General features: G+C 68.7%; 20 protein-coding genes, 1 tRNA gene and 1 pseudogene. 13 read left to right on the top strand and 9 right to left on the bottom strand.

Annotation, left to right across the window (positions count from 1 at the left end; all coding sequences use genetic code 11):
- The first annotated feature begins 158 nt into the window (after positions 1-158).
- Positions 159-560: a TIGR03667 family PPOX class F420-dependent oxidoreductase gene (locus tag H4281_RS21290; protein WP_182892702.1), complete on the top strand. Its 402-nt coding sequence runs from the start codon at positions 159-161 to the stop codon at positions 558-560.
- Between the two features lie 10 nt (positions 561-570).
- On the opposite strand, the gene H4281_RS21285 is transcribed toward H4281_RS21290, so the two are convergent.
- Positions 571-1,158: a superoxide dismutase gene (locus tag H4281_RS21285; protein WP_182892701.1), complete on the bottom strand. Its 588-nt coding sequence runs from the start codon at positions 1,156-1,158 to the stop codon at positions 571-573.
- Between the two features lie 1,138 nt (positions 1,159-2,296).
- On the opposite strand from H4281_RS21285, the pseudogene H4281_RS21280 reads away from it, so the two are divergent.
- Both H4281_RS21280 and H4281_RS21275 read left to right on the top strand, forming a co-directional pair.
- Positions 2,297-2,770, top strand: a pseudogene (locus H4281_RS21280) (DUF6328 family protein); the annotation flags it as partial.
- A gap of 124 nt (positions 2,771-2,894) precedes the next feature.
- Positions 2,895-4,724, top strand: coding sequence for a LamG-like jellyroll fold domain-containing protein (locus H4281_RS21275; protein WP_182892700.1), 1,830 nt, complete (start codon positions 2,895-2,897; stop codon positions 4,722-4,724).
- 1,563 nt (positions 4,725-6,287) lie between these two features.
- On the opposite strand, the gene H4281_RS21270 is transcribed toward H4281_RS21275, so the two are convergent.
- Positions 6,288-6,785 carry an Lrp/AsnC family transcriptional regulator gene (locus tag H4281_RS21270; RefSeq protein ID WP_009084674.1) on the bottom strand — a complete coding sequence of 166 codons (498 nt, stop codon included), beginning with the start codon at positions 6,783-6,785 and terminating at the stop codon, positions 6,288-6,290.
- 191 nt (positions 6,786-6,976) lie between these two features.
- Here H4281_RS21270 and H4281_RS21265 point away from each other — a divergent pair, with 191 nt between their 5' ends.
- On the top strand, positions 6,977-8,503 hold the full coding sequence (locus H4281_RS21265; RefSeq protein WP_182892699.1) for an APC family permease: 1,527 nt from the start codon (positions 6,977-6,979) through the stop codon (positions 8,501-8,503).
- Here H4281_RS21265 and lysA read toward each other — a convergent pair.
- A complete protein-coding gene (lysA, locus tag H4281_RS21260) occupies positions 8,500-9,834 on the bottom strand; it encodes a diaminopimelate decarboxylase (RefSeq protein WP_182892698.1) in 1,335 nt (444 codons plus the stop codon). The two genes, H4281_RS21265 and lysA, sit on opposite strands and share 4 nt — an antisense overlap.
- 198 nt (positions 9,835-10,032) lie before the next feature.
- Here lysA and H4281_RS21255 point away from each other — a divergent pair, with 198 nt between their 5' ends.
- Entirely contained in the window at positions 10,033-11,010 is a 978-nt protein-coding gene (locus H4281_RS21255; RefSeq protein ID WP_182892697.1) for an RNA polymerase subunit sigma-70, read from the top strand.
- A 4-nt stretch (positions 11,011-11,014) separates the two neighbouring features.
- Here H4281_RS21255 and H4281_RS21250 read toward each other — a convergent pair whose 3' ends face one another.
- Both H4281_RS21250 and H4281_RS21245 read right to left on the bottom strand, forming a co-directional pair.
- Positions 11,015-11,917, bottom strand: a complete 903-nt coding sequence (locus H4281_RS21250) for a dihydrodipicolinate synthase family protein (RefSeq protein ID WP_182892696.1) — start codon at positions 11,915-11,917, stop codon at positions 11,015-11,017.
- Positions 11,918-12,431: 514 nt separating this feature from the next.
- On the bottom strand, positions 12,432-13,661 hold the full coding sequence (locus H4281_RS21245; RefSeq protein ID WP_182892695.1) for a M20 metallopeptidase family protein: 1,230 nt from the start codon (positions 13,659-13,661) through the stop codon (positions 12,432-12,434).
- A 76-nt stretch (positions 13,662-13,737) separates the two neighbouring features.
- Between H4281_RS21245 and H4281_RS21240 the strand changes: the two genes are divergently transcribed.
- The 5 genes from H4281_RS21240 to H4281_RS21220 all read left to right on the top strand — a co-directional run bounded on the left by H4281_RS21240 (position 13,738) and on the right by H4281_RS21220 (position 16,194).
- Entirely contained in the window at positions 13,738-14,220 is a 483-nt protein-coding gene (locus H4281_RS21240; RefSeq protein ID WP_037354362.1) for a tRNA adenosine deaminase-associated protein, read from the top strand.
- A gap of 23 nt (positions 14,221-14,243) precedes the next feature.
- Positions 14,244-14,684 (top strand): nucleoside deaminase, encoded by a 441-nt coding sequence (locus H4281_RS21235; protein ID WP_182892694.1) that lies wholly within the window; start codon positions 14,244-14,246, stop codon positions 14,682-14,684.
- Between the two features lie 43 nt (positions 14,685-14,727).
- Positions 14,728-14,814: transfer RNA gene (locus H4281_RS21230), tRNA-Ser, on the top strand.
- Between the two features lie 240 nt (positions 14,815-15,054).
- Complete coding sequence (locus H4281_RS21225) at positions 15,055-15,378, top strand: hypothetical protein (RefSeq protein ID WP_182892693.1); 324 nt, start codon at positions 15,055-15,057, stop codon at positions 15,376-15,378.
- Positions 15,379-15,399: 21 nt separating this feature from the next.
- Complete coding sequence (locus tag H4281_RS21220; protein WP_182892692.1) at positions 15,400-16,194, top strand: SAM-dependent methyltransferase; 795 nt, start codon at positions 15,400-15,402, stop codon at positions 16,192-16,194.
- Here the strand turns inward: H4281_RS21220 and H4281_RS21215 are convergent.
- Both H4281_RS21215 and H4281_RS21210 read right to left on the bottom strand, forming a co-directional pair.
- Entirely contained in the window at positions 16,191-16,760 is a 570-nt protein-coding gene (locus H4281_RS21215; protein WP_182892691.1) for a hypothetical protein, read from the bottom strand. The genes H4281_RS21220 and H4281_RS21215 overlap by 4 nt on opposite strands.
- A complete protein-coding gene (locus tag H4281_RS21210) occupies positions 16,760-17,053 on the bottom strand; it encodes a hypothetical protein (protein WP_220507595.1) in 294 nt (97 codons plus the stop codon). The genes H4281_RS21215 and H4281_RS21210 overlap by 1 nt, the downstream gene beginning before the upstream one ends.
- A 325-nt stretch (positions 17,054-17,378) precedes the next feature.
- On the opposite strand from H4281_RS21210, the gene H4281_RS21205 reads away from it, so the two are divergent.
- On the top strand, positions 17,379-18,305 hold the full coding sequence (locus tag H4281_RS21205; protein WP_182892689.1) for a TauD/TfdA dioxygenase family protein: 927 nt from the start codon (positions 17,379-17,381) through the stop codon (positions 18,303-18,305).
- 2 nt (positions 18,306-18,307) lie between these two features.
- Here H4281_RS21205 and H4281_RS21200 read toward each other — a convergent pair whose 3' ends face one another.
- On the bottom strand, positions 18,308-18,871 hold the full coding sequence (locus tag H4281_RS21200) for a TetR/AcrR family transcriptional regulator (RefSeq protein ID WP_182892688.1): 564 nt from the start codon (positions 18,869-18,871) through the stop codon (positions 18,308-18,310).
- Between the two features lie 92 nt (positions 18,872-18,963).
- On the opposite strand from H4281_RS21200, the gene H4281_RS21195 reads away from it, so the two are divergent.
- A complete protein-coding gene (locus tag H4281_RS21195) occupies positions 18,964-19,662 on the top strand; it encodes an alpha/beta fold hydrolase (RefSeq protein WP_182892687.1) in 699 nt (232 codons plus the stop codon).
- A gap of 378 nt (positions 19,663-20,040) precedes the next feature.
- On the opposite strand, the gene H4281_RS21190 is transcribed toward H4281_RS21195, so the two are convergent.
- Positions 20,041-21,057, bottom strand: coding sequence for a CapA family protein (locus tag H4281_RS21190; RefSeq protein WP_182892686.1), 1,017 nt, complete (start codon positions 21,055-21,057; stop codon positions 20,041-20,043).
- Between the two features lie 233 nt (positions 21,058-21,290).
- On the opposite strand from H4281_RS21190, the gene H4281_RS21185 reads away from it, so the two are divergent.
- A complete protein-coding gene (locus H4281_RS21185; protein WP_304504529.1) occupies positions 21,291-23,684 on the top strand; it encodes a DUF8508 domain-containing protein in 2,394 nt (797 codons plus the stop codon).
- Positions 23,685-23,725: the final 41 nt, after the last annotated feature.

The raw sequence follows: 23,725 nt of genomic DNA, 5'->3' as shown, positions 1-23,725 counted from the left end.
GGGAATCGAGATTGATCTCGGATCGGGGTTTTTCCTTGTGTGGCAACAAAAGTGAGTTGTCTCAGGGCGGTGGTTCTAGATGGTGCGTGAAGGTCGGCGGGGCAGAACTGTCGGTGGCTCGTGGTTACCTGGGAAACCTACCGAGGAGGTATCCGACCATGACCTACACTCACGACTCGAAACTCATTGAACGCGCGGGCGAATCCGTCGCCTGGCTCACCACCGTGACTCCCAGCGGCCGCCCCGCGCCGCGGCCGGTCTGGTTCGTGCTCGACGGCGAGGACATCGTGGTCTTCAGCCGGCCAGGCACCGCCAAACTCCGGCACCTCGCCGCCAATCCCGAGGTGAGTTTCCACCTGAACAGCGACGAACACGGCGGGAGCATCATCGTCGTCAACGGACGTGCGCACATCGACGAGGCCAAGGCCTCCGAAGCGCCCGGCTACCTGGCGAAGTACCAGCGGCATTACGCCGGTATCGGGTTCGCCGATCCAGCGGCCTTCGACGCCGACTACTCCGTGCGGATCCGGATCGTGCCGGAGAAGTCCTGGGGATTCTGAGGGCGGCCCCTTAGAAGCCGACGTCCAGGCAAGCCAGCCGTCCACCCGCGGTTCCGGCGTGCCCGGGGTTGGTGTGGGTGTGGGTTTCGTGGATCACCACGGACTTCGCCCGTCGTCCGTCGAATGTCCAGTCCACAATGGAGGTTGCATGACCGATGCCTGAGCGATCGGTGGTGAAGTCGAGCCAGATCTCGTTGCGCGGGTTGGCGTAGGCCGGATCCACCGACGGTTTCACCGGGTCCGGCACGTGCTGGAAGTGTCCGCCCGCGGCGTCACCGGTGGCGCCGCAGGAGTTGACGTGCGCGTGTGCACCGTATTCGTGCTGCGGCAGGAGGCCGCTGATCACCAGCACGGTGGTGGTGCCGACGCGACTGGCGGACAGGGCGGAGACGTGCGCCTTGGCACCGGCGGGCACGAGATCCGGACGGTAGGTGACGGCATGGCTGCCCGGTGCGTATGCCTCGAATGTGCCGCGGGCGGCGGTGAAGTGCAGCGGAGAGGCTGTGGCCGGAGCGGCTGCGGCGGAAGTGGCCGAGAGGCTCGTGACGGAGAGACCGGCGGCGAAGGCCGCGGAAAGGAACTTAGGGAGGAAACGCATGGAACTTCTCTAACCAGTCGGTGCGTGCCGTGCCATGTTCTCCACTCGAACGTGTGGAGGTCGCCCGGATCTCGGGATGGCTTTCCCTGCCGGAGTGAGGTGCGTGGGGTCGCTGGGCGGGACAGCGTCGGGATCAGCCAGATTCAGAAGTTGGCTGGGCCGGACGAGGGACAGGTCAGACGTGGGCCTGGTCAGACAGGGCCTGGGGCTCTGTCCGGATGTGGGGCGTGAGGGCGAGTCCAGTGCTGGTGCTCGCTCGTGCTCGTCGCGGACAGGCTCCGAGGCGCTCTGGTGCGGTTCGAGGCATGCGCTGCGTGCAAGAGCGGCTGGCGAGGTGACGGAGCTCGGAACGGCGGCTGTGGCGGCCTTGCAGGTCGCCCGGCTGGCCTGGCGAGTTTTCGGGCCTTGCCGCCTTGGGTACTTGGCAGCGTGGCAGCGTCGGACTTGCCCGGCGATGCTTTGGCGAGCACCGGTGGAGCCTGACATGCCTGATGACCCGAACAGCGCCATGGGGTTTGACGGCCGTCGCGCGGACGACCACGAGCAGGCAGCCACTAGTGGGTCGGCCGAGGTCGGTGGGCCGTCGGAGAGCGGTCGGTCGGCGGACTCCAGAGGGCAGGCCAGCAGTGGCGGGTCGGCTGACGGCGGATCGAGCGGCGGCGGGCCGGCGGGCAGCGGCGGGCCAGCGCACTCCAGCGGGCGAGCGCGGGCTGGAGAATCTGCGCAGGTCCCTGGATCGCCGCGATCGAGCGGGTCGGCGCGGGCTAGCGGAGCGGCGGAGAGTGCCGGGCTGGGGCAACCGACCGGGTCGACGCAACCCAGCGAGCTTGCGCAGGCGACCGGGTCGACGCAACCCAGCGAGCTTGCGCAGGCGACCGGGTCGACGCAGGACAGCGGACCAGTGCAGGGCCGTGGGTCGGCGGAGGCTCCGGGATCGGCGGAGGCCGCGGGATCGGCGGAGGCCAGTCGGTCGGCTGTGGTCGGTGGGTCGGTGCAGGCCCCGGGATCGGCAGCGGCCGCTCGGTCGGCTGAGGCGGGCGAATCGGTGCAGGCCGGTGGTCCCGCGCAGGTCGCTGGGTCGGCGGACGTCGAGGGGTCGGCGGGCGTCGACGGACCGGCGGAGGTTGTCGACGACGTCGAGCACACCGGTGAGACACGGAACCAGATGTTGCAGCGGAACGTCGGCGAACTGCTGCAGGAGCTGCGGGTCGCGCAGGCGGGCGTCCAGATCCTGTTCGGGTTCCTGCTGTCGGTGGTCTTCACGGGCCGGTTCCATGACGCCAGCGGGTTCGAGAAGACGCTGCATCTGCTCGCGGTGCTGCTCACCGTCGCGGCGACGGCATTGCTGATCGCTCCTGCGGCGTGGCATCGGATGCTGTTCCGGACTGGGCGACGGGAGCAGATCCTGCGGGTCGGCAACCGGGTCGTGCTCGTTGGGTTTGGGTGTCTTGCCGCGGCGATCACGGTGACTGTCGCGCTGATCGCGAAGGTCTCATTCGGACCGGTTGCGATGGGGCTCGTCGGCGGGATGGCGATCTTGCTGTTCGGGCTGCTGTGGTTTGCGGTGCCGGGCATGCTTGTCGGCGACCAAAGGCGACGCGACGGTCACTGAGCGGCGTCGGTGCGGACCGCTGTTTGTCCTGCGCAGGACAGAAACGCCGGGGGCGCGGAGCTGTTCATCGAGCCGTCGGCAATTGTTGCCGTAGCGGTCGGGACCGGCCCGTAGCTTCCTGCTCGTGACTGACTCTTCACGGCGGAACTTCCTGCGCGGTGCCGGAATCCTCGGTGCCGGTGCGGCGGTGTCCGCGTTTCCTGGTCTGAACGGGATCGCCGCGGCTGATCCCGGTGTCGCTCGGCGGCCGGACGGTGACAGCCCGCGGTTCACGATCGCGGTCATGCCGGACACGCAGTACCTGTTCGACGAGGACCGGGGCGACTCGACGCCGGTGGACGCCTCGTTGTCGTACCTGCTGCGGCACGCGCAGGACGACAACGTTGTCTTCCTCGCGCACCTCGGCGACCTCACGCAGAACGGCCAAGCTCGGGAGTTCGCTGGCATCAGCCGGTCGTTCCAGGTGCTCGACCGGTTCCGGTTCCCGTACAGCACGCTCGCGGGCAACCACGACATCGACGGTTCCACCGACGACCAGCGCGGCCGGACGCCGTACCTCGACGCGTTCGGGCCGCAGCGGCAGCGGAACTCGCCGACGTTCCGCGGTTCCTCGAAGGACGGCTACAACACCTATCACGTGTTCCGGGCCGCCGGTCGGGAATGGCTGGTGCTCGCGATGGACTGGCGTCCGTCGGCGAGCGGATTCGCATGGGCGAAGCAGGTTCTCGCGCAGCACCCTAAGATGCCTGCCATCCTGACGATCCACGAGCTGGTCAACTCCGACGAGCAGGGCAAAGCGTTCCTGTCGGACTTCGGCAAACAGGTCTGGGACGAGTTCGTCAACGAAAGCGACCAGATTTTCCTGACCCTCAACGGCCACTACTGGCCGCCGAGTCGTCTGGTGAAGCGCAACGCCGCCGGCCACGACGTGCACCTGCACCTCACGAACTACCAGGACCGCTACTACGGCGGCAGCGGCATGATCCGGCTGTACCAGTTCGACGTTGCCCGCGGCGTGATCGACGTCCGCACCTTCTCGCCGTGGCTCGACGGGCGGCGCGACCTCACCGAACTCGAGCGCATCGAAGCGGAGCGCAGCACCGACGTCGACTACTTCAGCATCGACATCGACTTCGACAAGCGGTTCGCCGGTTTCGCGCCCGTGCCGGTGCCGCCTGCCCGTCCGGTGAAGCCGCAGCTCGTGCCGGGCACCGTCGCGTATTGGCGGTTCGAGGGCGGCCGCGCGGGGGCTCCGGTTCCGGACAACGCGCTGATCAAGGACCTCACCGGCCGCGGCAACGACCTGCGCCGCGCGACCGTGCCGGGCAGCGGGCCTGACGCGTTGACTTACTCGGCGGATTTCTCGCCCCGCCAACCGTCGCGGGCGAGCCTTCGGTTCGACGGCGCGCGCAACCCTGGCCGCGGCGCGTATCTCCAGACCGTCGACAGCGCGCCGATGAACAACCTGACCTTCCAGCGCGGCTATACCGTCGAAGCGTTCATCCGGCTGCCCGAAGACTTCCGCGACGGCACCCACGGCTGGTGCGGCATCTTCGCGCGCCTAGGCAACGGCGGCGCGGCCGGGAAGTCCGGCGACGACCCCAACGAATCCGCCGCGACGTTCAGCGTCTCGGACGGCGCGGAGCTGCAGTGGGCGGTGTTCCCGGTGAACCAGAACGGGATTTCGACCAATTGGGGCCACGAACTGCCGTTGGCGAAGTGGTGGCACGTCGCGGTCGTCAACGACGGATGGCGCAGCACGCTCTACGTCGACGGCTGCCCGCTGCTGCGCAATCCCAAGACGCCGGCGATCGGTCTGGCCAACCCGGGCGGCAGCTGGCTGGTCGGCGCCTCGTCGTACCGGGGCAAGGTGGAGCGCAGCTTCTACGGCGAGATCGGCGAAGCCCGCGTGGTCGACCGGGCGCTCGCGCCGCGGGAATTTCTGCTGGGCTGATAAGCCGCGCCGATTGGCTGCTCGGCAATTGCGGAAGGCGGGGTGCGCGGGCCTGGGATTGGATCCGGAACGGGCTTGTTGACCGAACGTCCATACGGAATCCCGGGCACGTTATTCCGATTGCGCGGTGGGCACATTCGACCAGTGCGGCCGTTCGGGGGTATTAGCGAAACTGATGGCTTCGGCCAGTCGGTCTAATCGGGGAAAGGCGGTAATAGTCATCGTGAAGCAGGGTCGGAGCGGGGTGAATTCGTTCGGGCGAGTGCCGGTCCGGTTAATTCGCCTAGGCCGGCGGTGTGCCGGTGAGCGGGACCGGGCTTGCTGAAGGCGTGCTGGGATCGGCGAGCGTTCCCGTGCCGGGGACTGGGGCAGGGAACGTCGGTGTGCGGTCTCAGGCGGGCCAGCGTCGATGCTGGACCGTTGCCGGGATTCCTGCCAGCGTCGGTGCTGGGTCGGAGTCCCGGTTGCCTGGTCGGCACGGGTGCCGGTGGCTCGCGTCCGTGCCTGGGGGGGCATGGACGCGGATGGCTTGGGCCCGCTGCCGGGTCCGGCGTGGATGCTGATCGCTGGTGTCGGAACTCGTTGCCAGGTACTGCCGGCGGTTGGAGTTCGTTGCCGAGATCAGCACGGGTGCTGGAACCGGTGTTCGGGCCTGGTGCCGGGACCGGGTGCGTTGCCGGAGCTGGCGGCTAGGCCCGCTTCGCCGGTCGGGCAGCGTCGTTGCTGAGCCGGTGGAGTCAGCATCGTTGCTGGAGCCAACGGCCGGGACTGTGCGGTGCGCCAGCGTCATTGCCGGAGCGATGGATCAGGTGCGGCCAGCGTCGTTGCTGGCTGCGGCCGGAACCGGATGCCGCGCCAGCGTCGTTGCCGGAACGGGTGGAAGCCCGTGCTGGCCAGCGTCGTTGCTGGGCCAGCAGTGGAGCGCGCCGGGCTGGCGGCTCGGCCGGAGCTGTCGGGACTGACGCTCGTGCTGGGCTTTCAGAACCGGGACCGGCGTTGATGCTGGAACGGAACTCCGAAGCCGGTGCTCTGGCCTGGACGGTCCCGCCTTGGCAAGTCCCGGATTCGGCCGAACGAGGCCGGGGAAACTCGCCGCGGACGGGGAGCGTGCCGCGGAACCAAGGTGGTCCAGTCCGAGGAACAGCCGATCCGGGCTGGGAGTACCAGCCGGGAGCTGTGTCCGAGGACCGCGCCTTGGGAACCACCTGGTTCTGCCCGAGAGCCAGCCGGTCCAGTCCAGGTGCCAGCCTGAACCAGTCCGGCGCAGCCGGAGCGTCGGGCCGACCGCGTTGGCCCGCAGGAGCCCGTTGGCCTCGCCGGAGGACCCGAGTCCGGGCACGGCAGCCCCGAACCGAGACCACGAGCCCAGCTCAAGGACCCCGCCAAGCAAGCAGTCCGGCCGCGCCGCGCCGAAAGCTCAGCCAGCACGTCAGACCGAGAACCCCACCGAGAACTCAGCCTGAGCACGCCAACCCGTGAACCCAGCCCTGTGCCCTGCCGCGAAACCCGATCGGCGAAACCCGACCGTGCACCTAGCCCGCACCCGGCCGCGAAACCCGTGGATCAGGCGGTGAGCCGTCCCCACGAATAGTCCTGTTTCGCGAGCTTCAGGTACACGAACAGCTCCGTCGAGACGACGCCCGCGATTGGCCGTACCTCGTCGCCGAGTACGGACAGGAGGTGGTCGTCGTCGCGGCAGAGCAGTTCCGCCAGCAGGTCGAAGCGGCCCGAGCAGAGTGCCACCTGGTGTACGTCGGCGACCTTGGCCAGTTGCTGGGCCACTTCGCGGGCGTCTCCGTCCACCGTGATGCCGACCATCGCCCTTCGGGTCAGGTCGACGTGTTCCGGCGAGGTCACGGCGACTATCTGCACCATTTCCTCTCGCAGCAGCCGTTGTACTCGCTGCCGCACCGCGCCCTCCGAAAGACCCACCGCCTTGGCCAGTGCGGTGAACGACGCCCTGCCGTCTTCCTGTAACAGCGTGATGAGCGTCCGGTCGGTCCCGTCTAGCGCTCTCGGAGCACGCGGTTCCTCGATTTTCGTACGGTTTTCGTCACCCATGCCGTCCCTCCCTGTGTTTCGGCATGTGATTCGTCAGACGCGCAGCGTATCGGCAGGAGCCGGAGAGCAGGAGACCCTTTCCCGTTTTCTTCTCCAGATGGCGGACATGTGCGCTCCCGCACGCCCCCGTTCTGGCTCCGGCAAACAGCGGGTACGGTCGCGAACCGCCGATCCCGAGGAGGAATATTCCAATGACCGAAGCCGTCGCCGCGCCTGTGGTGCCGGCCAAGGGACTCCGTTCGAACGCGCTGGGCATGGTGTCCTCGACGGTGATCGGGATGTCGTCGACCGCCCCGGCGTATTCGATCGCCGCGACGCTCGGGTTCATCGTGCTCGCCGGAACGGGGTTCAAAGCCGCCGCGTTCGTGCTCTTGTCGTTCGTCCCGGTGCTGTTCGTCGCGTGTGCCTTCCGGGAACTGAATGCCGCCGAACCCGATTGCGGCACCAACTTCACCTGGGCCACCCGCGCGTTCGGCAGCCGCGTCGGCTGGATGACCGGGTGGGTCGTCCTGGTGGAGCAGCTGCTGGTGATGAGCAGTCAATCCGCGCTGACCGGCCGGTACACGCTGCTGCTGTTTGGTCTAGACGACCTCGCGAACAACCGTGCGGTGACGACCGCGATCGGATGCGCGTGGCTGCTCGCGCTCTGCTGGCTCTGCTACCGCGGCATCGAGGTGTCCGCGCGGGCGCAGTGGATCCTCCTCGGCATCGAACTCGCCGTCCTGGTGATCTTTTCCGTCGTAGCGCTCACGCGCGTCTACAGCGGCACTGCGGGCCCGCAAGCGACCACGCCGCGGTGGGACTGGCTGTGGCCGAGCGGAGTGAGTGTCGGGGCGGCGGTGTCGGCGGTGCTGCTCGCGGTCTTCATCTACTGGGGCTGGGAGAGTTCGCTTTCGGTGAACGAGGAATCGGCTGATCCGCGGCACGCGCCGGGCCGGGCGGCGATCCTGTCGACCGTGCTGCTGGTGCTCAACTACCTGCTGGTGACCGTCGCGTCGCTGGCCTTCGCGGGCGTGGGCGAGCACGGGATCGGGCTGGCCAACGAGGCGAACGCCGAGGACGTGCTCGCCGGGCTGGGCGGCGCGGTGTTCGGGACGTCCGGGTTCGGCAAGGTCATGGGGTTGCTGCTGATCGTGTCCGTGCTGACCAGCGGCGCGGCCACGAGCCAGGCCACGATCATGCCCGCCGCGCGCACCACGTTGTCGATGGCCAGCCACGGCGCACTGCCCAAGGTGTTCGGCCGCGTGCACCCGAAGTATCAGACGCCGTCGGTGACCACCTGGGCGTTCGGGCTGGTGTCGCTCGCCTTGTACGTGCTGCTGGCGTTGTGGAGCCGGGACGTGCTGGCGGATTCGGTCGACGCGGTCGGGCTCACGATCGCGATCGAGTTCACGGTGACGGCGGTTGCGTGCGTATGGGTGTTTCGCCGGACACTGTTGTCGAGCGTGCGCAATTTCCTGCTTCGCGGCTTACTGCCCTTCGTGGGCGGCGTGTTCTTCCTGGCGGTACTGGTGCTCGCAGCGATCGCGTACGCGAAGCCTGACTCCGGAGAGACCACTGTGTTCGGCATCGGCGGTGTCGCGGTGATTGGTGTCGTGGCGATCCTTGTGGGCTTTCCGTTGATGTTCGCCGTGCAACGCGCCTGCCGTGACTTCTTCGCCGGGCGAAGTCTGACGCGCGGCGCCGTTGCCCGCGGCGGTCAGACCATCGAAAGCTAGCAGCGGCGAAGCAGGTCTTCTTCGGTTTCGCGGCGCACGAGGAGCGTCGCGTGCCCGTCGCGTACGCCGACAAGCGGTGGGCGGCCGACGAGGTTGTAGTTCGACGCCAGCGAGTGGTGGTACGCGCCGGTGCACGGTACGGCCAACAGGTCGCCAACGTGGATGTCGTCGGGCAGGCAGACGTCCGCCAGTACGTCGCCGGACTCGCAGTGTCGTCCGACCACCGTCATCGGCGTACGCGCGGCCTTCGTACGACGGCCGACGAGACGCGCGGTGTAGCGCGCGCCGTACAGCGCGGGGCGCGGGTTGTCGCTCATGCCGCCGTCGACAGCGACGAAGGTGCGCGCGCCGCGTTTCACAGCGCACACGCGGTAAACGGTGATCCCAGCCGGTCCGACGATCGCGCGGCCGGGCTCGATTGTTAGTCGTGGCAAGGGAAATTCGTGGGACGAGCATTCGTAGCTCAGTGCGACGCGGAGGCGGCGCGCGTACCCGTCGAGGTCGAAGGACGCTTCACGGTCGGCGTACGGAACCGCGTGTCCGCCGCCGAGATCCAAGTCGCGCAACGTGATTCCGTATTGGTCGCGAATGCGGACGAGCACTTCGACCATCCGTCGTGCGGCTTCCTCGTAACGGTCCACACGGGACACTTGCGAGCCGATGTGGCAATGCAGCCCGGTCAGTTGCAGACTTGGCTGCGAAAGCACTGCGGCGACAGCGCGGTCGACGTTGTCGCGTACGTCGGGGCGTAGCGAGAAGCCGAACTTCTGTCCTTCGGTGCCGGTGGTGATCGCAGCGTGCGTGTCGCCGCTGACGCCGGGCGTGACGCGGATAAGGACGCGTTGTGCGCCGTGTGCGAGCGCGCCGAGTTGTTCGACTTCGTCGAGAGAGTCGAGGACGATGCGGCCGACGCCGTACTGCAGTGCGGCTTTCAGATCTTCGGGGGTCTTCGCGTTGCCGTGCAATAGGATGCGCTCCGCGGGAAAGCCAACAGCGCGTGCGACAGCGATCTCTCCAGCGGAGCACGTGTCGAGCGACAGTCCTTCTTCAGCGACCCAGCGCAACACTGCTCGCGTGCAGAGTGCCTTGCTCGCGAAGGCGACGTCGGCCTCCGGCAGCGCACGGCGGTACGCGCGGGCTGTTTCGCGCACTTGTTCTTCGTCGAGGAGGTACGCGGGCGTACCGAAGCGCGCCGCCAGGTGGCTGACCGGCGCGCCAGCGAAGAGCAACTCGCCACCTTCGCCGAGCTTGGTGCCTTGCGGCCAGAGTCCCGGTTCTAGATGGTCGGCGGCCTCGCAGCCGAGACTCGGGAGCAGCTCGCTGAGCGTCACGGTTACCTCCGGTCGATGTCGATCGCGGCGAACATCGCCAGCACACTGCGCTGACCCCGGACCGGAACGTCCCGGAAACGGGCCTCTGACGGCCCCGGCGGTCGTGCTGACGCGTTCTTAACGCGCGAGTAACTTCCGCCACACCCTGGTTGAGCTGGGCTTTGCTGAGTTTTCCGGAGTTCGGCCGTCTTATCGGCCATGGTTGAACAGATGACGGACTTCGCGAGCGAGACCGAGCCGTACCGGCACGAGCTGCGGGTGCACTGCTACCGGATGCTGGGCTCGTTCGACGATGCGGAAGACCTGGTCCAGGAGACTCTGCTGCGCGCGTGGCGCGGCCGTTCGACGTACGCGGGCCGCGCGAGCCTGCGGGCGTGGCTGTACCGGATCGCGACCAACGCGTGTCTCGATCACCTCGAAGCACACCCGCGGGAGTTGCCGGTGCTCGATCTGCCGGTTGCGCACGACTCCGACCTCGCACCGCGCCCCGATGTCGCGGTGCCGTGGTTGCAGCCTGCACCCGACAGCGCGCTTCAACCGGACGGTGTCGTCGTCGCGCTCGAGACGGTGGAGTTGGCATTCCTCGCCGCCATTCAGCATCTTTCGCCGCGACAGCGTGCTGCGTTGGTGCTTCGCGACGTACTCGGCTGGTCTGCGCGTGAAACAGCTTCAGCGCTCGGTACGACGCCTGCGTCGGTTAACAGCAATGTGTTGCGCGCGCGGGCCGAGTTGCAGGAGCACTTGCCTACGCGACGTACGGAGTGGGCGTCTGCGTCCGCGAGCGAGGAGGAACGCGCTGTCGTCGCGAAGTACGTGAAGGCGCTCGTAGAGCACGACGAAGCGGCCTTCGCTGAACTGTTGCGCGAAGACGTGCGTTGCAGTCACGCTCCCGGCGCTGGCGGGCATATGGGGTCTGAGCCGACTTGGTACGCGGGGCGGGACACAGTGCTCGAAGGCTGGGCCCCGGCATTCCATGGCGGCGACGCTGCCGAGTTCCGCGTTGTTGAGACCCGCGCGAACTGTTTGCCCGCGCTCGCCACGTACGCGCGCACAGTCGGTGAGTTCCGGGCCTTCGGGCTGGTGACGCTGCGGCTGGACGGCGGCCGTGTCGCGGAGGTGACCACGTTCGGTCCGGAAGTGTTCCCGGCCTTCGACCTCCCGCCCGAGCTCGCCTGACGCGTTACGAAAGCCCCCACGAGGACAGGATTCCGAAGAGCTGGTCCCGCTCTGCGGTGGTCAGCAGCCTGCTCGGCGGCCGCACGTCGGGGCGGCACAGGCCGAGTTGCGAGAGGGCGTCCTTGACCACGCTGACGTTGTTGGCGTTCCCGTGCGCGGCGCGCATCTCTTCGAACGGGCGGATGCGGTCCCAGATCTCCATCACTCCGTCGAAGTCGCGGTTGCGGAGACGGCGGAACAGGTCGAGCGAGATCTGCGGCGCGACGTTCACCAGGCCGGAGGTGAAGCCCGTCGCGCCGACTGCGAAGTACCCAGGGGCGGACAGCTCGGCGAGGCCGGCGATCCACACGAAGCGCTCGTACCCCGCGTCGCGTGCGACGGTGCGGAAGCGCACCGGGTCCGGCACCGCGTACTTCACGCCAAGCACGTTCGGCGCGACGTCGGCGAGCTGCGCCAAATCTTCACCCTCGATGGCGGGGTTGCGCACGTACAGGACAACCCCGAGTTCGGGCACTTCGTTCGCGATAGCGCGGTGGTAGTCGATCCAGCCCGCGCGCGATACGTACGGGTGCACGGGCTGATGGATCATCACCATGTCCGCTCCGGAAGCGCGCGCGTGCTTCGCGGCCTTCACGGCTGTGCGCACGTCGTGGCCGACGCCTGCGAGGACGCTCGCCTCCCGCGCAGCCTTCGCGGTGACTTCGAGACACTGTCGCGTTTCTTGCTCTTCGAGCGCGTAGAACTCGCCGGTGTTGCCGTTCGGCGTGACGACCTCGACGCCGCTCAGCACGAGCCGTTCGACTAGCCGCTCGTACGTCTCGGCGTCCACGTCCCCGGCCGCGGTGAAGGGGGTCACCGGGATCGCCACCACGCCGGCGAGCCGCTGTCGCTGTTTCTCGAACGCCACGAGCAGATCCGATCTGATATATGATGTCTCGACCGTCGGAGGGTAACACGAGCGGGCAGGACAATCGTCCTGATCTTTGGGATATGCGTCCCAGGTCAATGCCGAAGGGCGGCCCGACCGGCTGTGGGGCCGGCTGCCTGGCCGTCTTGCGGCCCGGCGGATACCTGGTGTCCGAGACCCGCCGGCCGGATTACCGCGCGTGGGAGACCTGGGACGTGCCGCCGCACACCCGCGAAGTGCCGGGGATCGGGGCGGTGGAGCAGCGGGTCGAGGTCACCGAAGTCCGGCTGCCGCTCGCCTCGTTCCGCACCAAGTGCGCATTCCTGGCCGACGGCAGCGTCCTCACCTCGGACTCGACCCTCCGATTCCGCAGTCAGGGCGAGGTCGAGGCGCGTCGAGGGCTATCGGGTCCTGGACGTCCGGCAAGGCTCCGACCGCCCGGACCGCGAGTTCGTCTTCCTCGCCAAGGCCGAGTGAGTCGGCACGCCCCCGGCGAAGGGGACGTGCCGAATCCTCAGCGCAGGGCGTCCAACGCGAACGCCGTGTACATGGCCACCCCGGCGGCCATCGCCGGTTCGTGGAACTTCACCCGGTTCGAGTGGTTGTCCTCGGTGGTCGCCGGATCGGCTCCCGGCTCGCGGGCTCCGATGAACGCGAACGCGCCCGGAACTCGTTGCAGGACATACGAGAAATCTTCGGCGCCCATGATCGGCGTGCTCAGCTCCTCGACGTTGTCCGCCCCCAGCACCTCGGTGCCCAGCGACAACACCTCGGCCGCCACCGCCGGATCGTTGACCGTCGTCGGGTAGCCCGGGTCGACGCCCGCCGACACGCGGCAGCCGTGTGCCGCTCCGACTGCCTCGCACACTTTCGGCAGTTCCTCGCGGACGAAGGACCGCGTCGACTCCGACAGGGTGCGAATGGTCCCCTCGAGCACCGCGGTCTCGGGGATGATGTTCGTCGTCGTTCCGGCCTGGATGCGGGTCACCGAGACCACCGCCGGGTCGAAGACGCTGATCCGGCGCGTGACCATCGTCTGGATCGCGCTGACCATCGCCGCCGCGGCGGGAACGGGGTCGATGGCGTCCTGCGGGGCGGAACCGTGGCCGCCGCGGCCGGTGACCTCGACGCTGAACGTGTCGGCCGACGCCATCATCGGCCCGCCGCGCACTTGCAGGACGCCGCTCGGGCTGTTGGCGATCGTGTGCAGGCCGAAGGCTCGCGTGACGCGCGTGCCCGCCGCGTCCAGCACTCCCTCGTGGATCATGTGCCGCGCGCCGTGCATGCCCTCCTCGCCCGGCTGGAACATGAACACGACCGCGCCCGCCAGGTCGTCGACCCGCTCGGACAGCAGCCGCGCCGCGGAGGCGAGCATCGCGACGTGCGTGTCGTGCCCGCAGGCGTGCATCGAACCGTCGATCTCGGACGAGAACTCCAGGCCGGTGTCCTCGGTCAGCGGCAGCGCGTCCATGTCCGCCCGCAGCAGCACGGCCGGGCCGGGACGGGCACCGCGCAGGACGCCGGTGAGCGACGTCGTGGAACGGCCGTCGGTGAGTTCGATCGGCAGGTCGGCCAGCGCGGCGCGGATCGCCGCCTGGGTGCGCGGCAGCTGCAAGCCCTGTTCAGGATGCCGGTGCACAGCGCGGCGAAGCTCGACAGTGCGGTCCTGCAGCTGCCGCGCGGCGTCGAGCAGCCCGGCGTGCCGGTTGCCGGGCAGGGTGGGGAGGTCGGTGGGTCCGGTCATGGCTCGATAGTGGCACCTCGCACGCTTCCGGCGCACCGTGCGTGCGTTCGCCAGCGAGGCGGAATACGGTGTGCGCATGGCGGTGCAAGAGCCGGTCACGGGCTTCGCGATAGCTGTGGTCCGTGAAGACGGTCGGTGGCGGTGCAGTGCGCTCGATTCCTCGGCGCTCACAGAGCTGGATGCGGCGATCACCGAGCTGGGCAAGCTCCGGTCGACCGGAGCGGCGTTCGGCCTGCTGGCCGTCGACGACGAGTTCTTCGTGATCGTCCGGCCGAGCCCGAGGGGACCGTCGCTGCTGCTGTCGGACGCCGCCGCGGCGCTCGACTACGACATCGCGGCCGACGTCCTCGACGTCCTGCGCGTAGACCCTCCGGACGAGGACGACGACGCCGTTTGGCCCGAGGGCGACCTCGAAATCCTGGCCGACCTCGGCCTGCCCGGCGGCGAACTGGAGGTGATCGTCGGGGAGGTCGACCTCTACCCGGACGAACAGCTGCAGATGATCGCCCAGCGGTGCGGGTTCGAGGCCGAGTTCTCGAAACTGCTGGACCAGCTCTGAGACGGCCGGACGACACCGAGGCCGTGCGGGCCGCGCTGGACGCGGCCCGCGCCCCTGGTGCCGACGTGCCCATCGGCGCGGTCGTCTTCGACCCCGACGGGCGCCACTTGGCAGCGGCTCGCAACGCGCGCGTCGAACTGGCCGACCCCACCGCGCACGCGGAGATCCTCGCGCTGCGCGCGGCGGCCCGCGAGTTCGGCGACGGCTGGCGGCTGGAGGGCTGCACGCTCGCGGTCACCCTGGAGCCCTGCACGATGTGCGCCGGCGCGCTCGTGCTCGCCCGCGTCGCGCGGCTGGTGTTCGGGGCATGGGAGCCCAAGACCGGCGCAGTGGCGTCACTGTGGGACGTCGTGCGCGACCGCCGCCTCAACCACCGGCCGGAAGTCCACGGCGGAGTGCTCGAAAGCGACTGCGCCGCCCTGCTCGAGGCGTACTTCGCGGACCGGCGGCTAGGGGCCGAGTAGCCCCCGCCGCAAGCCGCGGAGGGGGTCCGGTATTGTTCTCGGCGGTGGCGTGTCCGAGCGGCCGAAGGAGCACGACTCGAAATCGTGTGACGGTTAATCCCGTCCGTGGGTTCAAATCCCACCGCCACCGCTCGCGGGTGGGCGGGCTATGCCGACAGGAAGCGTCGGCATGGCCCGCTCGCCTCGTTTCTGGGGGTGCAACCCCCAGGCCCCGCCCGGAGGGGCTTCGCCCCCCGGACCCCCGGAGGTGGTGGGTCGCCTTGGTCTTGGGACGCACGCTGGGCTTAGCGGGCGTAGCTGGCGGGCACTTTGGGTGGGGGGCGTTCGTTTAGTGCTTCGGTAGCTGGTCCCTGGTACCGGAGGTGGCGCTTTGTACATCTATGCCCGGCGTCGTTCGCTCACGTTCAGCGGCAAGCAGGTCACGATCAAGGCCGCGGTCAAGGACGGCCTGTTCGGAGCGGACAAGAGACACACCTTCACGGTCAGCCGGATCAGCGACGTCAGCAACACCGAACCCCGCGCGTTCAGCCCGGGGTGTCTCAAGTTCAAGGTGACCGGGGCGTCGACGGCGGTCATCGAGAACCCGGCCTCGGGCGGAGACAAAGCCGATATGTGCACGTTTTACTACAGCTCGTCCGACCGGAAGAAGGTGCGGCAGCTGGTCGAGGCCATCAAGGCGGCGATGCCGAAGTAGCTTCTTCCGTAGGCTGGCCGCATGAGCGAAGAGCTTCCGCCGGTCGGCAAGACCGCGGTTGGGGTGGCTGGGCTTCGGGCGTTGGAGAGCGGGCGGCCGGATCGGCTGTTCGAGGATCCCTACGCGGGCGCGTTCTTCCAGGCCGGGCGCGCGCTCTTCGCGGGCCAGGAACGCCATCACCAGCTCGGGATGGTGTTCGCGCACCAGGTCGCGATCCGCACCCGGTTCTTCGACGACTTCGTCTCCGGCGGGACCCAGACGGTGCTTCTCGCGGCCGGTCTCGACGCTCGTGCGTTCCGGCTCGACTGGCCCGACGGTGCGCGCGTGTTCGAGGTCGACCTGCCGGATGTGCTCGCCTTCAAGGAATCCGTGCTGTCCGAAAAAGGCGCGCGGCCTCGCTGCGAGCGCACGACGGTTCCGGTGGATCTGCGCGACGACTGGGTCGCTGCGTTGAAAAACGAGGGATTCGACCCGGACCAGCCGACCGTCTGGCTCGCCGAGGGGCTGCTCGTCTACCTCAGCCGCGACGAGGCGGAACGGATGCTCACGGCCGTCACCGAGTTGTCCGCGCCGGGCAGCCGGGTTTCGTTCGAACACCGGCCGGACGGCGATCAGGACGGATTGCTGGAGCGGGCGCGCAAATACGGCGGCGAGGTCACGGCGCTCTGGCGCGGTGGTCTCGCGGGAGACGCTCCGGAGTGGCTTACCGAGCGCGGCTGGCGGCCGGAAACTGTTACGGTGGCTGAACTTTCCGTCCGTTACGGACGCGAGCCACTGGACCACACGCGCGGCGGATTCGTGATCGCGACCCGCTAATTCTCTTCCTGCAACACCGGTGTGCCGAAAGCGTCGAGGAAAGTCGTTGCCTCTCCTATGGTTGCGACGCCGCGAGTGACTGCTTCCGCGATGGTCTCGCACGCCTCCCGCACCGCTGGCTCGGCGGATCGGTCGCCCGCCAGCAGCGCGACGGCCGCCGGGGACACTCCTTCGGCGATCAGCATGACGCGCGCCGCGGTCTGATCTGCCAGCCGGTCAAGCAAATCCGCCAGATCGAGGCCGACCGACGCGGTCCGCGCGGCGGCTTCGGCGGCCTGGCGGTAGTGCGCGTCGAGTTCGTCCGCGCTGCCCCGGAATTGCGCGGCCGGTTCGCCGCCCCATTTGCGTTCCGCGCTGTGCGCCCCGCGTTCGAACTCCAGCCGTGCCATCACCAACACGTCGCGGCCGCCCGACAACGTGCGCGCGGATTCGCGGATCGTCTGCGGGGAACAGTCGATCTGGCGCAACGCGGCGATCGGGTCCGGGGCACCGATCGCGGCGGCCGCGGCACCCAATGCAGCAAGCCCGGCGGCCGCGTTGTCCAGCGCCGGGTGGAGGAACGGCATCAACTCAGCAGCGCCGTCGCGATCGTCGGACGGTGGTGGTGGCCTTGGGCGGCCATCCGCAGCTGGCCGGCGAGGTCGGACGTCGCGTCGCCGAGGATGCGCGCGTCGACGTCCCGTGCGGCGAGCGCGGCCTCCCATCGGGCGGCGATTTCCCGCGCGGGCGCGGAAATGCCCCACGGCGTCGATTCGAGACGGGCTTCGGCGAACCGGCCCGCCGCACGGTCCGCGTCGGCAGCTGCTCGATCGAGCGCGTCCGCGGCGGCGTTGAGCCGCTCGCTCGTCGAACCTGCCATGGGGACCTCCGCTGCCGGGAGAGCGCGAACCGCGGCCCGCCACCCTCTGGAGAGATCTAACCCCATCGAGGCCGCCCGGGTCACTCGGCCGGGCGTGCGACGATTCCACATCGTGGGGATCCTTGACCGGCGGATCCGTACCCGGCCAGAATTGGAGTCATGCCAGAGAACCGGGTAGTGCCGCAAGCCGGCCGTGCCCCGGCGCGGTCGGACGGCGAGGGCGTAGCCGCTCTCCTGAGGCGTCGCGGTCGTCTCGGCTCTCCTCCCGCGTAGGCGTTTTTCCGCTGCTGCAGCCGAATTCACCTATTCTTCCGGGAGTACCGCCATGTCTGTAGACCTGCCTGCCCGCCTGCGCTCGTCCGTCACCCCGGACGACGGGATCCTCGAAGGACCGCGCGTGCTGCGCCGCCTTCCGGACGGCGTTGAAGAACGTCCCTACGAGCTTTTCACCCTGCGTCCGCTCGGCCGGGTGATCGGCGCGGAAATCTCCGGAGTGGACCTCGGCGCGCCGGTGTCGCCGCGGCTGCGCGCCGAGTTGAACCGCGCGTTGCTGGAGTGGAAGGTGCTGTTCTTCCGCGACCAGCACATCACCTCTGAGCAGCAGCGCGCGTTCGCCGCGAACTGGGGCGAGCTGGAAACCAACCCGTTCATCCCGCGCGGAGATTCCGATCAGGTCGTGCGGTTCACCCGCACCGCCGGGATGCCCGGGTACGAGAACATCTGGCACACCGACGTCACCTGGCGGCCGAATCCGGCGCTCGGTTCGGTGCTGCGGCTGGTCGAGGTCCCGCCGATCGGCGGCGACACGATGTGGGCCGACATGGCCGCCGCCTACGACAACCTGCCCGCCGACGTCCGCGAGCGGATCGACGGACTCACCGCGGTGCACGATTTCGTCCCCGGTTTCGACCGGTTCACCGACCCGGACCTGCTGGCCCAGTGGCAGGACGCGTACCCGCCGGTCGAGCACCCGGTGGTGCGGACCCATCCGGAGACCGGGCGGCGGACGTTGTTCGTGAACCAGGCGTTCACCACGCACATCGTCGGCCTCGACCGCGCCGAAAGCGACCGGCTGCTGCGGTATTTGTTCCTCCAGGCGCACACGCCGGAGTTCCAGGTGCGGTTCCGCTGGGAGCCGGATTCGGTGGCGTTCTGGGACAACCGCGCGACCCAGCACTACGCGGTCAACGACTACCACCCGCACGTCCGGATCGCCGAGCGCGTCGCGATCGTCGGGGACCGGCCGTACTGACCTCACGAGACTCCGGTGAGGACGGTGTCGACAAGTCGTTCGAGATAGGCGTCGTCGGCGGATTTCGCCCGGATCAGGGTGTGGAACCAGAGGTTTCCGCCCAGCAGATCCATGATCATCTCTGAATCCGCGGCGTCGGCGAGTTCGCCTCGGTCGTGGGCACGGTCGAAGACGGCCTGCTCGCGGCCGAGGCGGTCGGCGAAGAACCGTCCGGCGGCCTCGGCGGTGGCGGGCCGGTCCGGCAGTGCGGAGACGACGGCGGTGATGACGCGCCGGGTCGCCGGATCGGACAGCAGACGGTGGATCTGCTTCGCCAGTTCGAGCAGATCGCCGCGCAGGGAACCGGTGTCGGGGATCGCGAAGGCGAGTTCCGGGGCCTGCACGAGGGCATCGGCGAGGACCTCGTCCTTGGTCGCCCAGGTGCGGTAGATCGTCGTTTTGTGCACTCCGGCCTGCGCTGCGACCGCTTCGACCGTCAGTGCGTCGTAACCGCGTTCGGCCAGCAGCGCGAGGGTCGCGGAGAAGATGGCGTCCGCCTTGCGCGGGCGGGAGGCGGTCCGGTCCATGGCCTGATCCTAGCCCGGTTTGCAACGGTGCGTTGCATTCGGTAGACCGGTGGCATGCAACGCTCCGTTGCAAACTGGGCGAAGGTGGAGACATGAGCGAAGTACTGCCGGTGGTTTTCGTGCACGGCATCCGGCTGTCGGGAGCGTGCTGGCAGCAGCAGAAACGCCTGGCACGCGGTCGGGTCGCGACGCCGGACCTGCCGGGACACGGGGCCCGGCGCGGGGAACGGTTCACGCTCGACGGTGCGGTTGACGCGGTCGCCGAGGCCATCGACGAGGTGGGCGGACGGGCGGTTCTGGTGGGGCATTCGCTCGGCGGCTATGTCTCGATCGCGACTGCGGCCCGTCATCCGGAGCGGGTCATTTCCCTGGTGGGAGCTGGATGTTCGCTGGTGCCCAGTTCGGTGCTGCGCGGCGGATTCCGGTTCGCGCGCCGGGGCCTGGCGACGACCGCTGACGACGGCGCTTCGTTCAGCGCGTGGCTGCTCCGCCGGGTTCTCCCCGCGGAAGTCGCCGAGCCGGTCATCGCGGCGGGAATCGCTTCCGAAGTCATCCCCGACGTGATGGCGGCCGGGATGGATCCGCTCGCCGACCTCGCGCGGTACCCAGGGCGGGTACTGCTGCTCAACGGCCGCCGCGATCACTTCCGCCTCGGCGAACGCCGATTTTTGGCTGCCTGCCAGGACGGCGCGCTGCAGATCGTGCCGGGCGCCGGTCACTACCTGCCGCTCACCCACGGCGAGATCTGCGCGCGAGCGGTTGCCGGGGCGACGGCTTTGCTCAGCGATTAATGCTCACGAGTGGCGAGGCGGGCCGCCTTCCTCCCCCTCCCGCGCTCCCCCGCGCGGTCAAGGCGGCGCCTCGCCACTCGCGAGGCTTCCCCGGGGCAAATCCGTGGAGCCGCGGTCGCGGGCGAAGCGGAAAGTCCCGCGCCCGCGGCTGTTTTCCTCCGGTGGTGGCACCTGCGCACTCGACGACGGTCAACCCCCACGTGACCGTGTCGCCTCCCCCGCGAGGTGCTACCCGTGAGCGCCGGTGCGGCCCAAAAGTGGTCTGGGCCACAGTTTCCGTGCTCATCGGTAAGGTACTCCCGCCCGGTACCAGTCGACCCCGGGCTTGAGCTGCATTTAAGGCAGATGCGCCGTCCGGGTGAAGGCGGGACCGGCGGTCTAGCCGCGAAGTCCTTCAACGGTCGCGAAGCCGTCACTGACCGTCACGCTCGTGCCGCGGCGCGCGGACAGCTCCACGAACCGCTGCAGTGCTTCATCGGCGTCGTCCCCCGTCAACGGTACGCATTCGTTGTCTTCGTCGCGGCGGATCGGCACTAATTCGACCCGCATCTGCTCGCCGACGACGCAGCCGGCGAGCAGGCCGTCGCGGTGCCGGTCGCGCATGGCGGGCCAGTCGAAGACGAGATTGCCCAGGCTGTAGAGGATCGGGCGGCCGCGATACACCTCGACCGGCTGCACGGTGTGCGGTCCGTGCCCGACGACCAGGTCTGCGCCGGCGTCGATGATCGCGTGCGCGTAGGTCACCTGGTACTCGGTCAGTTCTTCGCCGGGGATGCCCCAATGCATCGACACCACGACGTGGTCGGCCTCGGTGCGGGCGCGACGGATGTCGGCCAGCAGCAGCTCCAGGTCGCGGCGGACCGGCGTGGTGTGCACGATCGGCGGGCGGCCGGGGACGTCCAGGACGCGCGGATCCGGTTGGTACGACGTGTAAGCGCCCGCCGCGGCGACACCCGGCGAGTCTTCCGTCGCTTCCTGTCCGACGGGCCAGCACAGCGAGGTGTAGGCGAGGAACGCGATCCGGCCGCCGGGCCGTTCGAGGATCGCCGGCGCGTGCGCCTCGGCGAGGTTCGCGCCCGCGCCGCAATGCGCGATTCCGGCGCGATCCAGCACGGCGAGGCTCGCCATCGCCGCGGCCGGCGGGTAGGTGACGTTGTTGGCGACGGATACGACGTCGATCTCGGCGGCAGTCAGCGCGGTGACCATCTCCGGCGGCGAGTGCCGCCAGTTCGGCTTGTGCGGGATGTCCGACCCGGTCGAGCCGGACAGCGGTCCTTCGAGATTCACGAACCGCACGTCGGCGCCGGTGAGCAGCGAGGTCAACGGGTGGAACGCCGTTTCCGGGTTCGCGCGGCCCTGCAGGTTGACGTCTCCGCCGAGTACGAGCGTGATCATTGCGTCAACCCGTCCAAAGGAGGAAATCCCTCCAGCTCGTTACGAATCGTTGCCCTTTCGTCTTCCTCTGCTTCGCTTGTTCGGGGGACGATGCCTCGACCGTTGACATGCAGAGGGGACTCAGGGTGACCATATCCCGTCGTCCCGCCGGGGGCCGCAGCGCCGGTGGGGCAAGACTGACCAGAGGCGCGGTTGCCGCCTCCGCCGCTGCTCTCGCGCTCGGCGGACTGACCGTGCCCGCTTCGGCGGCGCCGAGCGCGGACGCCCTGATCGCCGAGGTCTACGGCGGGGGCGGCAATTCCGGCGCCACGCTGACCAACGACTTCATCGAGCTGGCCAACCACGGCGGCGCGCCGGTCGCGCTCGACGGTTACAGCGTCCAGTACCTGCCCGCTTCGGCGAGCGCGTCGAGCAAGTGGCAGGTCACGCCGCTCGCCGGGTCCGTCGCGCCGAAGGGCCGCTACCTCGTCGCGGAGGGGAAGGGGAACGGCGGCACGGTCGCGCTGCCGACGCCGGACGCGACCGGGGGCATCGCGATGTCCGCTACCGCGGGCACCGTCGCGCTCGTGTCCGACAGCGCGCCGCTGACCTGCAAGAGCGCCGCCGACTGCGCGGCCGACAGCCGCGTAAAGGACCTCGTCGGTTTCGGTGATGCCGTTGTCCGCGAGGGGAATCCGGCCGCCGCGCCGTCGAACACGACTTCGGTCGCGCGGGCGGCGACGCTCGCCGACACCGACGACAACAGTGCGGATTTCGCGGTCGGCGACCCGACGCCCACCAACACCAAGGGCGAAACCACCGGCACCCAGCCCGGCGAACCCGGCGTTCCGGCGAAGATCCACGACATCCAGGGCACGACGCGGATTTCGCCGTTCAAGGACAAGCAGGTCGAGGACGTCACCGGCATCGTCACCGCGGTGCGGAGCTTCGGTTCGGCACGCGGGTTCTGGATCACCGACCCGCATCCCGACAGCGACCCGCGCACCAGCGAGGGCCTGTTCGTGTTCACCGGATCGACGACCCCGGCGGTGGCGGTCGGCGACGCGGTCACCGCGCAGGGCAAGGTCAAGGAGTACTACCCGGACGCACCCGCGACCTCGAACTATCAGTCGCTCACCGAGCTGACGAGTGCACAGTGGACGGTCGATTCTTCGGGCAACCCGCTGCCCGCCCCGACCGTGCTGACACCGGACCAGGTGCCGGATGTGCTGGCTCCCAAGGCGGACGGCAACATCGAGCCGTTGCCGCTCGAGCCGTCGAAGTACGCACTGGACTTCTGGGAAGCGCACGAAAGCGAGATCGTCCAGGTTTCCGACGCGCGCGTGGTCGGTCCGAGCAACAAGTACGGCGAGCTTTACGTGACCACAAAGCCGCAGCAGAACCCGACTCCGCGCGGTGGCACGGTTTACCTCGGCTACGACAAGATCAACACCGGCGTGCTGAAGGTTCAGTCGATCATTCCTTCCGCGCAGCAGGCGGCTCCGAAGGTCAACACCGGCGACGTGCTCACCGGCGTCACCTCCGGTCCGGTGGAGTACAGCAACTTCGGCGGGTACACGCTGTTCGCGTCTAAGCTGGGTGCGGCCAAGGACAACAAGCTGCAGAAGGAAACCACGCGCAAGCAGCGTCCTGGCGAGCTTTCGGTGGCGACGTACAACGTCGAGAACCTCGCACCGTCCGATTCGGACACCAAGTACGCGCAGCTCGCGCACGGCATCGTCGACAACCTCGCGACGCCGGACATCGTTACCCTGGAAGAAATCCAGGACAACAGCGGCGCGACCGACGACGGAACGGTCGACGCCGACGCGACGCTGAAGAAGTTCACCGACGCGATCGTCGCCGCCGGCGGCCCGCGGTACCAGTGGCGGCAGATCAACCCGGTGAACGACGAGGACGGCGGACAGCCGGGCGGCAACATCCGCGTCGGCTTCCTGTTCAATCCCGCCCGAGTGTCCTTTGTGGATCGACCGGGCGGCAGCCCGACGGCCTCGGTGGGCGTGGTCTCCGACCACGGCAAGGCGCACCTGACGCAGTCGCCGGGCCGGGTCGACCCGGGCAACGAAGCGTGGGAGGACAGCCGCAAACCGCTGGCCGGGGAGTTCGTGTTCCGCGGCCGCACCGTTTTCGTGCTGGCCAACCACTTCAACTCGAAGGGCGGCGACCAGCCGACACACGGCCGCTACCAGCCGCCGACGCGCAGCTCCGAGGTGCAGCGGCAGAAGCAGGCGACTGTGCTGCAGGGTTTCGTGGCACAGCTGCTGGGCGCGGACCCGCGGGCGAACGTCGTGGTGGCCGGTGACTTGAACGACTACCAGTTCTCGCCCGCGCTGGCGAAGCTGACGTCGGGTGGGTTGTTGAAGGACCTGATCTCGACGTTGCCTCCGGCTGAGCGGTACAGCTATGTGTTCGAGGGGCAGTCGCAGGTGCTGGACCACATTTTGGCCTCGGCTGCTCCGCGTGGCGTGGATTACGACGTGGTGCATGTCAATGCCGAGTTCGCTGACCAGGCCAGCGATCATGACCCGCAGGTGGTGCGGTTCCGTCCTTCGGCGGGGAATGCGTTCGCGGACTTCGCCAACGACCTGCTTGATCAGCTGGACCGGTTCTTTCACCGGACGGCGTAGCTAGTTGTCCGTGAGGGGAACCCTGCGGGAATCAGATTCCC

Origin of the sequence: Amycolatopsis dendrobii (assembly GCF_014145675.1) — a bacterium.
GTDB classification, from domain to species: Bacteria; Actinomycetota; Actinomycetes; order Mycobacteriales; family Pseudonocardiaceae; genus Amycolatopsis; species Amycolatopsis dendrobii.
Note: the sequence above shows the minus strand (reverse complement) of the source record. Positions and strands in the feature narration are given on the sequence as shown.